Here is a 15,102-nt window from a genome sequence, read left to right as displayed (position 1 = left end):
ACATGACGCCACAACACGACCGAACGACGCTTCGGACCGGCCTCGTCGGCCTCGGAAACATCGGGCAGTACCACACGGAGCGGCTGCTCGACCTCGGCGTCCCCCTCGTCGGCGGCATGGACATCTCCGCGGAGGCTCGGGAGAGCTTCGCGCGTCGCTACGACGTCGACGCGTACGACGACCACACCGACCTCTACGACGAGGTCGACGCCGTAATCGTCACCACGCCGAACAAGTTCCACGAGGAGTACACCGTCGCCGCGCTCGAGCGAGACGTGCACGTTCTGGTCGAGAAACCGCTCGCGCACTCCCTCGAGAGCGCCAGACGAATCGTCGACGCCGCGAAGGCGAGCGACGCCGTCTGCATGGTCGGGTTCAACAACCGCTTCCTGAACACCGTTCGAATCGTCCGCGATCGGATCGAACGCGGCGACCTCGGGCGGGTGAACCACATCGAGGCGAACTACGTCCGTCGGCGAGGCGTTCCCGGCCGCGGCTCCTGGTTCACCCGCCGGGCGGTCGCGGGCGGCGGTGCGTTGATCGACCTCGGCGTCCACGCCATCGACCTCGCACTCTACCTCCACGAGTACCCCGACGTCGTCGAGGTCAACGGCGTGACGCGAACCGAGTTCGGCATCCAGGAGGAGTACGCCTACCTCGACATGTGGGGCGACGACGCCGGGCCGGACGAGTTCGACGTGGACGACTCCGCCAGCGCCTTTATTCGCTGTGCGGACAACCGGACGATCTCGCTCGAGGTCGCCTGGGCGACGAACCGCCCGCCGACCCACGAGTTCTTCGTCCGCGGCACCGAGGCGGCCGCACGGTTCGACTTCCTCGAGGGGGATCTCTCGTTTTATTCCGCGAGTGCGGCCGGTCCACACCACCTCGAGGATACGTCCGTGGAGACGGCTCACAACGACACCCACGCCGACGAACAGCGCGCGTTTTTCGACGCCATCGTCAGCGGCCGGTCGCTCGAGGACAGCGTCGACCAGGCGTTCGCGGTGCAGCAGGTGATCGACGGGATCTATCGCTCGAGCGACCTGGGCAAGTGTGTGATGGATTTCGAGTCTCCTTGATCGCCTCTGGCCGTCCTGCCGTCGAGACGGCGAGACGTCGAGAACTGGACGACTGCGCGTACCCGCCCTTTTATTTCGCCAGCAGTCGTCGGTCGAGACGTATGGACATCGGCGTACACACCCCACCGCTGTACGGTGAATCGCTCGAGGACGCCGTCGCCTACCTCGCCGAGCGGGGCGTCGGCGCGATCGAACCCGGCGTCGGCGGCTACCCGGGCGACACCCACCTGCCTCGAGACGAGTACCTCGACGACGAGGACGCGCAAGCGGACCTCCACGCGCTGCTCGAGGATCACGAGATGCGAATCAGTGCGCTCGCGACCCACAACAATCCGCTCCACCCGGACGAGGAACGGGCCAGTGAGGCGGATACGGAACTCCGAGAGGCGATCGAGTTGGCCGACCAGCTCGATGTCGGCACCGTCACCTGTTTCTCGGGTCTCCCCGCGGGTGGACCGAACGACGAGGTCCCCAACTGGATCACGGCGCCGTGGCCGAGCGAACACGCCGACGCCCACGAGTACCAGTGGGAGGTCGCCCGCGAGTACTGGGGCGACCTGGCCGCGTACGCGGACGATCACGGCGTCGATCTGGCGATCGAGATGCACCCGAACATGCTGATCTACGAACCCAGCGGCCTGTTCGAGTTGCGCGAGGCGACCAACGAGCGCGTCGGGGCGAACTTCGACCCCTCGCACCTCTACTGGCAGGGGATTTCGATCACGGACGCGATTCGCCATCTCGGGAAGCGCGACGCGATCCACCACGTCCACGCCAAGGACACCCGCATCTACGAGGAGGAGTCGCGCGTGAAAGGCGTCCTGGACACGACGGCCTACGACGACGAGGCCAACCGGTCGTGGCTGTTCCGCTCGGTGGGCTACGGACACGGCGAGGGTCACTGGAAGGACATCGTCTCGACGCTACGCATGGTCGGTTACGACGACGTGCTGAGCATCGAGCACGAGGACTCGCTCACGAGTTCGACGGAGGGCCTCGAGAAGGCCATCGAACTGCTCGAACGGGCGGTCTTCACGGACCAGCCGGGCGAAGCCTACTGGGCCGAGTGAGGGACTCGCCGGTGTCGATGAATTCTATTCCGTGTGATTTCTGACTCCCTAACTCCCGCCCACTCGCCGCCAGGTCCGCCGCGACGCGGCTTCTAGGAGCGGCCCTCGGTACTTCTCGAGGTCGAAGTTGAGCCCGATGTAGACGCTCACGGCCGCGAGCGCGATCCCGGCCGCGACGTCCGAAAACCAGTGGATGCCGAGGTACATCGTCGAGACGACGACGCTCAGCGCCAGGACGCCCGAGATGGGAACCCAGAGCGGATACTCGTCGCGGGTTGCCAGTGCGAGGAAGAAGACGCTCACCGACAGCGACGTGTGAAGCGAGGGGAAGACGTTCGTGTTCTGGTTGATCTCGTTGGTCAGGAACCGGGCCTGTGGATAGGACTCGTAAAGGAGCGGGACGACATCGAGGGCGAGCAGGTTTCGCGGCCCGTAGGCGATGAACAACACGTAACAGAGCAGGCCGATGGCGTAGTTCGCCGTAAACGCGAGCACCAGCGAATTGAACCGGTCCATTCGCTGTAGCGAGAAGTACGCGACGAATGGGAACAGGAGCAAGAAGGCGTAGCCATAGAGGTAACTGAAGACGAAAAACGACGTCAGGAGGTCGCTCTCGAGCGACTGGAGCACGATGACGGGGTTCTCGGCGAACAGTTCCCGCTCGAACCGGTCGATCAGCGGCGTGATGTTTCGGCCGACGACGCGAAACTGTAACCACGACATGATGTCCTGGGAGGCCCACGGGACGCTCTGGGAGGCCCCCCATCTGAGGACCAACACGCCGAGGAGGGCGCCGAGGGAGAGGGATGCGTTTCGAAACCGCGAGCCAGCATCCCGGAGTGCGCGGGTGAATCGTGCCGGCCCGATCAGGACCAGGGTCGCGGAGCAGAGCATCACGCCGACGCCGAGCGCGAGGTCCAGCACGACTCCTTCGAGTGCCATACGCTCCTGGTACGTTCTCGACGGGGTTAAAACAATCTGCTCGCGGTCGAATCAGTTCACGGTGATCGACCGAAGGCCTGGGTGAGCACTGTGACCGAAGGCCTGGGTGAGCAATATGGCCGAAGGCCCAGTGTGACTGTGACCGGAAGCCCTGCTATGCAAAGCTGACGCGGCCGATCACTCGACGAGTTCGCCGTTGACGTAATTGTATCCAGCCTCCTCGAACAGCGCGCGTGCCTGTTCCTCGTCGAGTTCACCGTCCTGGCCCGGGAACGCGTACCCCGAAGCGTAGCGGTCGGTGTCCCACTGGTCGGCAGGGATGCCGACGAAGGCACTCTGGGCCTCTGGCGCCCTCGCATACCCGTGAAAAATCGCCTCGACCGCATTTTCTCGGTCGATCAACTGCGATATCACGCCCCTGAACCGAGGATTGCCGAGCGAGGAGTGGGTCAGATTGTACCCGATCATGTAGAACGCCCCGGTGTCCTGGGTCGTCGTCCGAATGGATTCTTCGTCCTGGACCTCGTCGAGTCGAGTCGCCGGGATCTGATTGGCGATGAAGTCGAGGTCGCCGTCGATCAGCGCGTCGAGAGCGGCTCCGGCGTTCGGCAGGACGCGAAACTCGAGGCCGTCGAATTTGGCGTCAGCCTCCGTGGACGCGTCTTCGTCGTCGAACTGATCGTCCTCGTCCCCATCTTCGAGTTCGTCGTCCATCTCGTCTTCGAGTTCGTCGTCCGTCCCATTGGTGGTTCCGCCGTCTGACTCAGGCTCCGTCTCGGGGTCGTCCGTCGCCGGTTCGTCTTCGTCTTCGTCTTCGTCTTCGGACTCAGATTCGGATTCGGGCTCGTACAGCACGTGGTCCTCGAACAACTCGAGGGTGACTGACTCCCCGTCTTCGGACTCGACGAACGCGAACAGGCCGGAGCCGATGGGTTCGGAGTTATCCCAGTTGAGGGCGGCGGTCTGGTGATCGCCGACGAGTTCCGAACGCTCGTACCAGACGTGTTCTGGCAGCAGGGGGAGCGTGAGCGCCCATCGGGCCACTTCCCGAGAGACGTCGTCGAAGCGAATGCGGGCGGTTCGCTCGCCGACGACGGTGACCTCGTCGATCAGCGACTGACGACCCCGTAATTGTGGTGCCGTGACGGGGCTTTCGGCCTCTCCGAGCGAGGTGTCGGAGAGAAAATCGACCGTGAACCGGACGTCCTCGGCGTCGATTGGTTCGCTGTCGTGCCAGTGGAGGCCGTCGTGGAGTGTCACCGTCGCCTCGAGGGCGCCACTGGATTCCTCCCACTCGATGCCGTTGGCGAGCCAGTGGACGTACTCCTCTTCGAACTTCCGAACGAGCGGATCGTACACCAGGTCCAGAATCGTCTGGACGTCGGTCAGGTCGACAACGAGCGGGTTCAGGCGTGACGTGCGCTGATAGCCGAACAGTCCGGCACGAAGTGGTCGGTCGATCTCGTCGTCGGGTGGATTCGTGACGGCCTCGAGATACTCCCGCGGGGTAAACGGGATCCGGGACAGTGAGAGGTCGGCGTCGACGGCGCCGAGGTGGTCGTGGTGGGCGACGACAGTGTACGGAGCCGTATCGTCCTGGGTGAGGTAGGTAAACAGGGAGTCGAAGATCTCGCGTCGTTCGTCTCCATCCGCCTCGCGCTGTGAATCGAGGTGATTGTCTGCCGTGGGATCGGAGAAGCGAAACGGGTTCTGCCAACCTTGCTCGCCGACGAAATCCGAGTGGAGGAGCGACCGGAGCGAGTCGACTTCGTCGATGCCGGGGTGGCGGACGATGAAGATGTCGTAGTTTCGCTCGATTAGCACCTCGCGGTAGAGTTCGGCTTCCTCGAGCGGGACGTGATCGGTGTCGATTCCGACTGTGCGGAGGTTGTCGGTCAACTGGTTCGCGATTTTCGGAGCGATGACGTCGTCGTCGGTCGGAACGGTCTTGATTTCGAGTGAGATTGGGTCGGGCGAGGTGCCATTGGTTCCCGACCAGATATACTCCGAACAGCCGGCGAGGGACGCGCTGGCAGCGGCCCCGAGCGTGGCCAGGACGTCTCGCCGGCGTACCCGATTATCCATCACCTCACTGGTTACTTACGGCGCAGTATATGACTTTCTACTCAATCGACATTGCGTGTCTTTGGCAGTTTGCCGTCCTCGAACGGGGGTGGCATCTCTTCGGTCACGTCGGAGATGATACACCGAACACGACGACCACCAGTGGGCACCCTGCGGTCGCGCGATATGCGAGAGACGGAAATTGAGTGTAGGGCCAGAGTGATGGTTCGAGCATTGAGTGTAAGGCCAGAGTGATGATTCGAGCGTCGAGACTCGAGTTCTGATTCGAGTGAAGCCTCGAGTAATCGCTCCCAAACGTGACGTAGCGACCGATTACCCGCTCGCTCGAATCTCGGCGCTCGCAGTACGGTCGGCATAACAATGGATGCATACGGAGCCCTGACTATACGGCTTCCAGACAGGTTTCCCGCGACGATCGCCCGCAGGAATCGGGGCGAGCGCTGTAAGATGGGGATACCAGGCGGTAGCCGGCGGAAACAGAGCCATGAAACTCGCACTCATCGGTTTCGGTCAGGCAGGCGGAAAGGTCGTCGACGCCTTCTGCGCGTTCGACGAAACGATCGGCGGCCACGTCGTCGAGGCGGCGATCACCGTCAACACCGCGACGGCCGACCTGCGCGGACTCGAGCACGTAACTCCCGAAAATCGCGTCCTGATCGGGCAGTCTCGCGTGAAGGGCCACGGTGTGGGCGCCGATAACGAACTGGGCGCCGAGGTCGCCGCGGCCGACGTCGACGAGATACAGACGGCAATCGATCGCGTGCCCGTCCACGACCTGGACGCCTTCCTGATCGTGGCCGGGCTGGGCGGCGGGACGGGATCGGGCGGTGCCCCCGTGCTCGCGACGCACCTCAAACGGATCTACAACGAGCCGGTGTACGGCCTCGGCATCCTCCCCGCGACGGACGAGGGCGGCATCTACACGCTCAACGCCGCTCGGTCGTTTCGGACCTTCACGCGCGAGGTCGATTCGCTGCTCGTCTTCGACAACGACGCCTGGCGCCAGACCGGCGAGTCGGTCGGGAGTGGGTTCGAACGGAGCAACCAGGAACTCGTCGAGCGAGTCGGTCGACTCTTCGCGGCGGGCGAAGTCTCGTCGGGCGACCACGTCGCCGAGAGCGTCGTCGACGCCTCCGAGATCATCAACACGCTCGAAAACGGCGTCGCCACGATCGGCTACGCGACCCAGCCCGTCGACTCGAACACGTCCGGAATCCTCGACCGCGTCTCCGGAGCCTCCTCGAGCACCAACTTCGGCACCGAACACGGGGCGACGAACCGAATCACGAGCCTCGTCCGAAAGGCGACGCTGGGCCGACTGACGCTCCCCTGTTCGGTCGCGAGCGCAGACAAGGGACTCGTCGTGGCGACGGGCCCGCCGGACGAACTGAGCCGGAAGGGAATCGAGCGTGGACGTACCTGGCTCGAGGAGGAGACCGGGAGCATGGAGATCCGCGGCGGCGATTACCCGCGACCGGGTGCCGACGAGGTGGGGGCCATCGTGCTCCTCTCCGGAGTCACGGACGTGCCACGCATCGAGCAACTCCAGTCGGTCGCCGTCGAGACCAAGGAGACGACCTCGGCTATTCGAGCCGAGCAGACCGGCGGCCTGGAGTCGCTGCTCGACACCGGCGGTGAACTCGACGCGCTGTTCTAGGGGCACTCGTCAGATTCGATACCGAAAACGAAACCCGCCGGCAGGTCGCGGGACATGAAACGTTAAGAGAGTTGACTGTGTATTCGGCCACGAGCATGGCTACCACGAGGCGGAGTGACCGGCGATGACGGTCGAACAGTTCCACATCGACGGCGACGTCGCACTCGTGACCGGCGCCTCGAGCGGCATCGGCCGGACCATCGCCGAGCGCTTCGCCGACGACGGCGTCGACGTCGTAATCTGCTCGCGGGAGCAGGGGAACGTCGACCCCGTGGCTGAGGCCATCCAGGACAGCGATCGACCGGGAAATGCACTCGCCGTCGAGTGCGACGTCACCGATAGTGAGGCCGTCGCGGCCCTCCTGGAGGCGACCGTCGAGACGTTTGGCGGACTGGACGTCCTCGTGAACAACGCGGGCGCCAGTTTCATGGCCACCTTCGACAGCATCAGCGAAAACGGCTGGCGGACGATCCTGGACATCAACCTCACCGGAACGTACCTGTGTACCCACGCGGCCGCCGACCACCTCAAGGACGGCGGCGGCATCGTCGTCAACCTCTCGAGCGTCGCCGGTGTCCAGGGCGCGCCGTACATGAGCCACTACGCGGCGGCGAAGGCCGGCGTCAATGCCCTCACGTCGTCGCTGGGCTTCGAGTGGGCGAGCGAGGGGGTGCGCGTCAACGCCGTCGCTCCCGGCTTCGTCGCGACGAAGGGCGTCGAGGCCCAGATGGGCATCGCGGCAGACGAGGTCGACCGCAACGAGATCGACCGACGGATGGGGACCGTCGATGAGATCGCCGACGTCGTTCAGTTCCTCGCCAGTCCCGCCTCGTCGTACCTCGTCGGTCAGACGCTCGAGGCCGCCGGCAAACCACCGATCATGGAGAACCCCGACACCTGACACCAGGCATCTGAGATTTAACACCTACTACCTACGATGACCCGAAAAACGCTTCACCTGCCCGTCGCCGCACAGCCTTCCGTCCAGTCGCTCGTCGACATCGCCAAACGAGGCGAGGAGCGGGGATACGAACGCGCGTGGGTTCCGGAAACGTGGGGACGCGACGTCGTAACCGTCCTCACGCGAATCGCCACCGAAACCGATGAGATCGGCATCGGCCCGAGCATCGCTAACGTCTACTCGCGCTCCCCGGCGCTCATGGGGCAGACGGCCGCCACCCTCCAGGAGGTCTCCGACGGCCGTCTCCGTCTCGGCATCGGCCCCAGCGGCCCGGCCGTTATCGAGGGCTGGCACGGCGTCGAATTCGATCGTCCCCTCCGGCGCACACGCGAGTACCTCGAGATCGTCCGGGAAGTGACCAGCGGGGAGACGCTGTACTACGACGGCGACGTCTTCTCGCTGGCGGGCTTTCGACTACGCTGTGACCCGCCCGAGACGTCGATTCCCGTCGACGTGGCCGGTATGGGGCCGAAATCCGTCGAACTCGCCGGGCGGTTCGCCGACGGCTGGCACGCCATCGTCTTCACGCCCGAGGGCATGCGCGAACGTCTCGAGGATCTCGAGCGGGGGATCGACCTCGGCGACCGCGAGCGCGACCACGTCCGCGTGACGCTCTCGCTGACTGCCTGTGCGCTAGAGGACGGCGAACGAGCCCGTACCCTCGCCCGCCAGCACCTGGCGTTCTACGTCGGCGCGATGGGCACGTACTACCGGGAGTCCCTCGCTCGGCAGGGATACGAGGAGGCGGCGAACGACATCGCGGCTGCCTGGTCGAGCGGCGACCACGAGCGGGCGTGTTCGCTGATTCCCGACGACTTACTCGACGACCTCGGCGCGGCGGGGACGCCCGAGAGAGCCCGCGCCGAACTCGAGAAGTTCGAGACGATCGATGGCGTCGATTCGCTCGCCATCGGCTTCCCGCGGGGGGCCACGACCGAGGAGATCGAGGCGACGGTCGACGCGCTCGCGCCTGAGCGTTGAGTCCTCAGTTTCCGGGCTCCGGCGGACGAGTCCGGCGATCTTCCTCGCCAGGTAGCACGTGTGAGCGTTTAAGAGAACTCGTCACGAACGTCACCCATGAGCATGAGCTACCGGAAGGTGAACTACGAGGAGGTCGAGCAGGTCTCGGACGCGATGCACCTCCTGAGCGAGCCACTGGGATGTCGCCAGGTCGGCGTCACGTTCTCCCGGTGTCCGCCGAACTGGAACAGCAAACCGCACGATCACACCGGCGACGACCACGAAGAGGTGTACGTCCTGGTTCGAGGCACTGCGGAGGTTCGCGTCGACGACGAGTCGGTCCCCGTCGAGGAGGGGGACGCGGTCTGGATCGCACCGGAGGCAGAAAGGCAGATCAGAAACGGTGACGAAGAGAGCGCATTCGTGTTGATAAGTGCCCCCGAGTTCGATTCGGGGGAAGCCGACGACGATACCTGGTCACTCACGGGTTTTCAGGGCTGAGTCCTGTCTTGTCCTGGTCCTGGTCCCGGTCGCGCTCTCGCTCTTATCCTCGCTCTCACACTCACTCTCACACTCACTCTCGAACTTCAGTCGGACGAATCACGTTGTCCACGGCCTCCCGGAACCCGTCGCTCTCGCAGTACCAGAGCCACGTTCCGGTCAGGGCGGTCACGAGGGACATCGCGACGAGCGCGGCGACGGACGCGGTGTACGCGATGGAAGCGTCACCCGTGACGGCGCCAACGTTCGCGGGATTGTCGTGGACGAAGAAGAAGTAGACGACGAACCAGCACGTCGTGGCGGTCGTTCCAACCAGCAGCGGTGCGCCGTAGCCGTAGTTCTTCACCCAGACGAACCCCATCGCGAGAAACGGGCCGAGGTACCCGACGAGAACGATGAACTCGATCTGGCTCTCTGTATACGTCACGCCGGCCGCCGACTGGGCGATAGCGAACAGGGCGCCGCCGACGAGGTAGCCGGTAAACGACATCGTGACGATGAGGCGTCGATCCACGTCTCTCACTGGCCGTTTGAGGGGCTTAATTGTTGTCGACGACTCAGCTCTCGAGTCGTCACGGCTCGCGATTGTCACAAGCTCGTCGACCCAGGACCGGTCGACTCAGGTAGCGGGCGCCGAAACGACGACTATGACCGTGGTTCGAATACCGGTTGGCGGCGGGACGCCCGAAGGAACCAACAGCGCCTACCTCGTCGACGAACGGGTTCTCGTCGATCCTGGACCGCCGACCGAGGCGGCGTGGTCGGATCTCCAGAACGGCCTCGAAATCGAACTCGAGACGCTCGCGGACATCGAGTACGTCGTCTGCACCCACTGGCACGCCGACCACGTCGGACTGGCGCCACGTCTCGCCCAGGCCGCCGACGCGACGGTCGCAATGGGCAAGCGCGACGCGCCCCTGCTCGCGGCGTACGCCGCCGAGCGCGAGGCCCGACTCGATCGAGACGCCGCAGCGATGGTCGCCTGGGGTGTTCCAGAGGACGTCGTCACCGCGGTCGTCGAGAGTGATCGATCGTCACCGCTTCCCCACGCAATGCCCGTCGAGTCGCTGGTCGACGGGCAGACCGTCGCGGGCCTCGAAGTGCTCGAGACGCCCGGGCACACGGCGGGGCACGTCTCGCTCGCGACCGACGAGGCGCTCGTCCTCGGAGACGCCGTGTTGCCAACGTACACCCCGAACGTCGGCGGGAGCGACACGCGGACACGCGACATGGACCCGCTCGGTACCTACCTCGAGACGCTAGATCGACTCCTCGCCCGCGAGGGGGTCGAATCGGGTGCGGTAACGCTCCGTCCAGGACACGGTGAAACCGTCGACCCCGAGCGGATCGAGACGATTCGAGACCACCACGACGAGCGAACGCAACGGGTCGTGACGGCTCTCGAGAAACGCACGAAAGCGACGCCGTGGGACCTCGCCCGGGACCTGTTCGGCGAACTCGAGGGGATCCACGCCAAGTTCGGGGCCGGCGAGGTTGCGGCCCACCTGGAACGACTTCAGCGGGATGGCGTCGTGGTGTGTGAGGAGGGTGGTCGGTACGCACTAACGAAGGAATGAGCCGGGTCAGTTCGAATCCACGGGCGAGTCGTCAACGCCCCCGAGCGGAATCGCCCGTGCCGCGGTCGCCTTGAACGACGCGACGATGGGGCGACCAGGTTCGAGACAGAGCGAGTCGACGCTCGTTCGCGTGACGAGTGCCTCGAGTGTGGCTTCGTCGGCCCGTGCCCCCTCGAGCCCGGCTCCGTCGATCCCCGTTCGCGCCTGCGCTCCGTCCACGTCGACGCGAACCTGGGCGACCGCGGTTCCTTGCTCCACGCGCTCGACGGTGCCCTCGAACCGGTTGCGAAAACTCGTCTGGCCTGGTCGCGATCGTTCGCCCGGATCGGACAGGACGACGGCGTCCGACCGGACGCTGACCTGGACCGTGTTGGAATTAGCGGGTGCGACGGCGACGACCCGCCCGATTTCAGTCTCGACCGTCGCGAGTTCGCCCTCGCGTTCGACGACCGTTCCCGATAGCACCGTCTCCGTGACGCTCGCGACGCCCTCGAGGGCCGTCTGGTGACGCTCGAAGCGCCGACGGAGATCCCGTGCAGTCTCGGTGATGGTGGTTCCGCCGCCGTCGGCGCCGCCCCGGTTGCGCTCGGTGAGTGGACCCAGTTCGTCCTCGAGTTCGACGATCCGGCGCTGGAGGCGGGCGTAGGACCGCCCCAGCACGTCCGCGGCCGCATGCATCGATCCGTGGGCGTCGATCGCCTCGAGCATCTCGACGTCGCGGCGGTCGACCGTGACCTCGCCGACGGAGAGTTCCGTTCGATACCCGCGCTCGATCGTCATGGGTCAGTAGACCAGATCCCCCCGGATAAACTGCCGCGTTCGGTCGTCGCTGGGGTCCTCGAAGATAGTATCCGTCTCGCCGATCTCGACGATACCGTCGTCCAGGAGCAGGCCGACGCGATCGGCCACCCGTCGCGCCTGGTGCATGTCGTGGGTCGCCATCGCGACCCCGATGCCGTTCGAGCGGGCCGTCCGGACGGCCTCCTCGAGGATCGCCGTGTTCCGTGGGTCGAGTTCCGACGTGGGTTCATCCAGGACGAGGACGTCCGGATCGTACGCGAGCGCTCGAGCGAAGGCGACGCGCTGGGCCTCGCCACCCGAGAGCGAGTCGACGTCGCGGTCGGCGTACGAGGCGAGGCCGACGATCTCGAGGGCCTGCGCGACGGCCGGAGGCGTCGCCTCGCGTCCGAAGATCGAGGCGAAACTGCGCCGAACTCGTTCGGGCCACGCCTGACGAACGCGCAATCCGTAAGCAACGTTCTGCCGGACGGTCGCGTCGAAAAGGTTTGGCTCCTGAAACACCATGCCGACGCGGCGGCGGTGGTCGAGACGCTTGCCGTTACCGTTCGCCCAGACGTCCTCGTCGCCGTGACGAATCGTCCCGTCGTCGGGACGCTCGAAGAGGGCGAGGAGTCGCAACAGGGTCGTCTTCCCGACGCCCGAGGGGCCGATGAGCGCGACGACTTCGCCGGGGTCGACCGAGAGGGAGACGTTCTCGAGGACGCGTTCGCGGCCGTAGCCGTGGGAGATGCCGCGGGCCTCGATGGGTTCCCTCGGTGCGTTCGTTGCGTTCGTTGCGTTCATTGCATTCGTCTTGTCAGTCTCGTTCGCGTCGTTCGTCACGTTCGTCGCGTTCGGTCCGTCTGCCTCGCCCGTCTCGCCCGTCTCGTCCGTCACCCTCATCGGTACCGCCCACCCCCGCCATCGCCCAGCCGAAGCACCAGCGCGTTCACGAGCAAGACGAGCGCGACCAGGACGCCCCCGAGGATCATCGCCGTCTCGTACCGACCCTGTCGGGCCTCGAGCTGGATCGCCGTCGTGAGCGTCCGCGTGTACGACTCCCCGGAGACGACGATGTTCCCGCCGACGATGAGCACCCCGCCGACCTCGCTAATTGCCCGGCCGAAGCCGGCCAGGACGGCCGTCGCGATGCCATAACGGGCCTCCCTGATCGTCACGATGGCCACGTCGAGCCGGGTGCCACCCATGGCGAACGCGGCGTCACGAACGCCGGCGTCGACGCTCGAGACCGCAGCGAGGCTGACGCCGGTGATAACCGGCATCGCGAGGACGATCTGAGAGAGGATCATCGCCTCCGGCGTGAAAGCGAGCTCGAGCGAGCCGAGCGGCCCCTGGTTCGAGACCCCGAAGAGCACGACGAGTCCGACGACGACGCTCGGAAAGCCCATCCCGGTGGTGATGATCGAGGTGAGCAGTCCCTTCCCGCGAAACGACGTAAATCCCAGCGCGAGCGCGATGGGCAGGCTGAGCAGCGTGCTCACGAGGACGGCGGCGGTGCTGACGTACAGGGAGACCTCGATGATGCTCCTGACGTAGGGCCACTCGAAGGGGAACGCGACCGCTGGCGTTGGGACCGAAGCGGCCTCGAGCGCCAGTGTGGTCATTCCGTGTCTCATCTCCGTAGGGCCACCGTAGTCGTTTCGAATTCTCGATCACTCCTCGGCGTTCGACTCGTCGGACGAGTCGCCGGACGACGACTGCCACGCCGTCGGCACGTACTGTTCGAAGTCCGGCTCCTCGGCGAGTGCCTCGGGGAAGAACAGTTGTTCGTCCGAGACGGTGTACTCCTCGATGATCTCCTGGCCCTCGAGGCTCGTGAGGAAGCCGATGTAGGCCATCGCGAGGTCGTAGGCTGCGTTCTCGTGGACAGCCGGATTTACCGCGACGATCCCGTAGGGGTTCATCAGGGACTCCGGACCGCCTTCGACCGGCCCCTGGACGTGAATCTCGAGGTTGATCTCAGACTTCATTGAGAGGTAGGTTCCCCTGTCAGCCAGGGTGTACCCGCCCATCTCGTCGGTACGGGTCAGCGCTTCGCCCATCCCCGATCCGGTCTCGAGGTACCACTCGCCGCTCTCGGCGGGATCGATTCCCGCCTCGTACCAGAGTTCGAGTTCCTTGGTGTGGGTTCCGGAGTTGTCCCCTCGAGAGACGAACGTGGATTCGTTTTCAGCGATTGCGCCGAGGGCGCTGTCGACCTCGCCTTCGCCGCCGATTCCCGCTGGATCCCCGCTCTCGCCGACGATCACGAAGTCGTTGAACATGAGATCGCGTCGGTTGATCCCGTACCCGTCCTCGATGAACTCGTCCTCGAGCGAGCGGGCGTGGACCATGACCACGTCGGCGTCGCCGTTTCGCGCCGTCTCGAGCGCGGCGCCGGTTCCCTGGTCGACGACGTGAACGGTCGCCCCGAAGCGCTCCTCGAACGGTTCGTTCAGCGCGTCCAGGAGCCCCGTGTCGTCGGTACTGGTCGTCGTCGCCAGCGTGAGGGTTTCGCCGGCGATCTCGGCCCCGTCATGTTCCGAATCGCCACTCGCGAAACAGCCGGCGACGCCGGCCGCCGCGGTGGATCCGGCGACGGCCAGGAACCGACGGCGTTGTATCGACATGGATACCACGATACGCTCCAGTCGCAAATAACCGTCGATCAGCCGTAATCGGATGTGGTTACGGATTGGTGAGTGCGAGACGAGACACCGTTGCCTCGAACTGCGTTATTCGAGTGGGAGTGATCGCACGTCGATCCCCTCACGGCGGCCGTCGAGAACCGAAAACTTCTCGCCGCGACGACGCTCGAGCCAGTAGAGTAACCGCTCGGCCCACGCAAGCTTTTTCGATTTCTCCGGGTCCACGGAGGGGTCGTCGAAATCCCAGCCGACGAAATCCAACCGACTGGCCCCGAGGTGGTCCGCGAGAAACGCCGCCCGGTCGCCGTCGGTGAACCCACCGAAGTTGCGGACGGGCCCGACGGGTTCGGCCTGAGTCGTCGCCAGGACGGACTCCTGGTCGCACTCGGGGACCACGGTTCGGACGGCGGGAACGTTGTCGCCGTGTGCGTGGACGGCTACCGGGGTTCCGCGGCAGGTAAGCCGTTCGACGGTTTCGGGATTCTTGTCCAGGTCCGTCACCATGCAGTCGACCTCGACTCCAGCGGCCTCGAGTACGTCCACTGCCGTCGAGGCCGCGATTACGACCTCGGCCGCTCGAGCCGTCTCGATGGCCTCGTCTGCCTCGAGCGATGGCCCCGCTCCGGCGACGACGACCCGGGCACCGTGCACGAACGCCAGTCGTCCGAGGTCGAAAGTCGAGATGAGACCCGCGAGCACGTCGCGAGCGCGCTCGTCGGCCCTACGGTCGAACCCGAAATCGGCGAGAATTTGCTCGTACGCCGGTTCCCACTCGTGATAGTCCATAGTCGTCACTGTCTCATCTTAGCGCCGACCGCAATAATCCGTTTGTGGGCCGA

General features: G+C 65.2%; 15 protein-coding genes. 7 read left to right on the top strand and 8 right to left on the bottom strand.

From position 1 onward, the window contains the following. The first annotated feature begins 2 nt into the window (after nt 1-2). Nucleotides 3-1,082 (top strand): Gfo/Idh/MocA family protein, encoded by a 1,080-nt coding sequence (locus tag NGM15_RS06480; RefSeq protein ID WP_253436808.1) that lies wholly within the window; start codon nt 3-5, stop codon nt 1,080-1,082. A 101-nt stretch (nt 1,083-1,183) separates the two neighbouring features. Continuing rightward, a complete protein-coding gene (locus tag NGM15_RS06475; RefSeq protein WP_253436805.1) occupies nt 1,184-2,152 on the top strand; it encodes a sugar phosphate isomerase/epimerase family protein in 969 nt (322 codons plus the stop codon). 48 nt (nt 2,153-2,200) lie between these two features. On the opposite strand, the gene NGM15_RS06470 is transcribed toward NGM15_RS06475, so the two are convergent. Together NGM15_RS06470 and NGM15_RS06465 are read right to left on the bottom strand one after the other, a co-directional pair. Then, entirely contained in the window at nt 2,201-3,094 is an 894-nt protein-coding gene (locus NGM15_RS06470) for a phosphatase PAP2 family protein (RefSeq protein ID WP_253436803.1), read from the bottom strand. A gap of 177 nt (nt 3,095-3,271) precedes the next feature. Next, nucleotides 3,272-5,179, bottom strand: coding sequence for an ABC transporter substrate-binding protein (locus NGM15_RS06465; protein WP_253436800.1), 1,908 nt, complete (start codon nt 5,177-5,179; stop codon nt 3,272-3,274). A gap of 484 nt (nt 5,180-5,663) precedes the next feature. On the opposite strand from NGM15_RS06465, the gene NGM15_RS06460 reads away from it, so the two are divergent. The 4 genes from NGM15_RS06460 to NGM15_RS06445 all read left to right on the top strand — a co-directional run bounded on the left by NGM15_RS06460 (nt 5,664) and on the right by NGM15_RS06445 (nt 9,258). Continuing rightward, nucleotides 5,664-6,836, top strand: a complete 1,173-nt coding sequence (locus NGM15_RS06460; RefSeq protein ID WP_253436797.1) for a tubulin/FtsZ family protein — start codon at nt 5,664-5,666, stop codon at nt 6,834-6,836. Between the two features lie 124 nt (nt 6,837-6,960). Next, the gene (locus NGM15_RS06455) at nt 6,961-7,737 is read left to right on the top strand and encodes an SDR family NAD(P)-dependent oxidoreductase (protein WP_253436794.1); all 777 of its coding nucleotides are present in this window, start codon (nt 6,961-6,963) and stop codon (nt 7,735-7,737) included. A 36-nt stretch (nt 7,738-7,773) separates the two neighbouring features. After that, nucleotides 7,774-8,778, top strand: a complete 1,005-nt coding sequence (locus NGM15_RS06450; RefSeq protein WP_253436791.1) for a TIGR04024 family LLM class F420-dependent oxidoreductase — start codon at nt 7,774-7,776, stop codon at nt 8,776-8,778. Nucleotides 8,779-8,880: 102 nt separating this feature from the next. Further along, on the top strand, nt 8,881-9,258 hold the full coding sequence (locus NGM15_RS06445; protein ID WP_253437938.1) for a cupin domain-containing protein: 378 nt from the start codon (nt 8,881-8,883) through the stop codon (nt 9,256-9,258). Nucleotides 9,259-9,331: 73 nt separating this feature from the next. On the opposite strand, the gene NGM15_RS06440 is transcribed toward NGM15_RS06445, so the two are convergent. Next, nucleotides 9,332-9,772: a hypothetical protein gene (locus tag NGM15_RS06440; RefSeq protein ID WP_253436788.1), complete on the bottom strand. Its 441-nt coding sequence runs from the start codon at nt 9,770-9,772 to the stop codon at nt 9,332-9,334. Nucleotides 9,773-9,905: 133 nt separating this feature from the next. Here NGM15_RS06440 and NGM15_RS06435 point away from each other — a divergent pair, with 133 nt between their 5' ends. Then, nucleotides 9,906-10,835, top strand: a complete 930-nt coding sequence (locus NGM15_RS06435) for an MBL fold metallo-hydrolase (protein WP_253436786.1) — start codon at nt 9,906-9,908, stop codon at nt 10,833-10,835. Between the two features lie 6 nt (nt 10,836-10,841). Here NGM15_RS06435 and NGM15_RS06430 read toward each other — a convergent pair whose 3' ends face one another. The 5 genes from NGM15_RS06430 to NGM15_RS06410 all read right to left on the bottom strand — a co-directional run bounded on the left by NGM15_RS06430 (nt 10,842) and on the right by NGM15_RS06410 (nt 15,049). Continuing rightward, a complete protein-coding gene (locus NGM15_RS06430; RefSeq protein ID WP_253436783.1) occupies nt 10,842-11,615 on the bottom strand; it encodes a TOBE domain-containing protein in 774 nt (257 codons plus the stop codon). Between the two features lie 3 nt (nt 11,616-11,618). Next, complete coding sequence (locus NGM15_RS06425; protein WP_253437936.1) at nt 11,619-12,419, bottom strand: amino acid ABC transporter ATP-binding protein; 801 nt, start codon at nt 12,417-12,419, stop codon at nt 11,619-11,621. A gap of 95 nt (nt 12,420-12,514) precedes the next feature. Beyond that, the gene (locus tag NGM15_RS06420; protein WP_253436780.1) at nt 12,515-13,240 is read right to left on the bottom strand and encodes an ABC transporter permease; all 726 of its coding nucleotides are present in this window, start codon (nt 13,238-13,240) and stop codon (nt 12,515-12,517) included. A gap of 48 nt (nt 13,241-13,288) precedes the next feature. After that, on the bottom strand, nt 13,289-14,245 hold the full coding sequence (locus NGM15_RS06415) for an ABC transporter substrate-binding protein (RefSeq protein WP_253436778.1): 957 nt from the start codon (nt 14,243-14,245) through the stop codon (nt 13,289-13,291). Between the two features lie 105 nt (nt 14,246-14,350). Further along, nucleotides 14,351-15,049: a 6-hydroxymethylpterin diphosphokinase MptE-like protein gene (locus NGM15_RS06410; protein WP_253437933.1), complete on the bottom strand. Its 699-nt coding sequence runs from the start codon at nt 15,047-15,049 to the stop codon at nt 14,351-14,353. Nucleotides 15,050-15,102 lie beyond the last annotated feature (53 nt).

The sequence above is a fragment of the Natronosalvus halobius genome, from assembly GCF_024138145.1.
GTDB classification, from domain to species: Archaea; Halobacteriota; Halobacteria; order Halobacteriales; family Natrialbaceae; genus Natronosalvus; species Natronosalvus halobius.
Note: the sequence above shows the minus strand (reverse complement) of the source record. Positions and strands in the feature narration are given on the sequence as shown.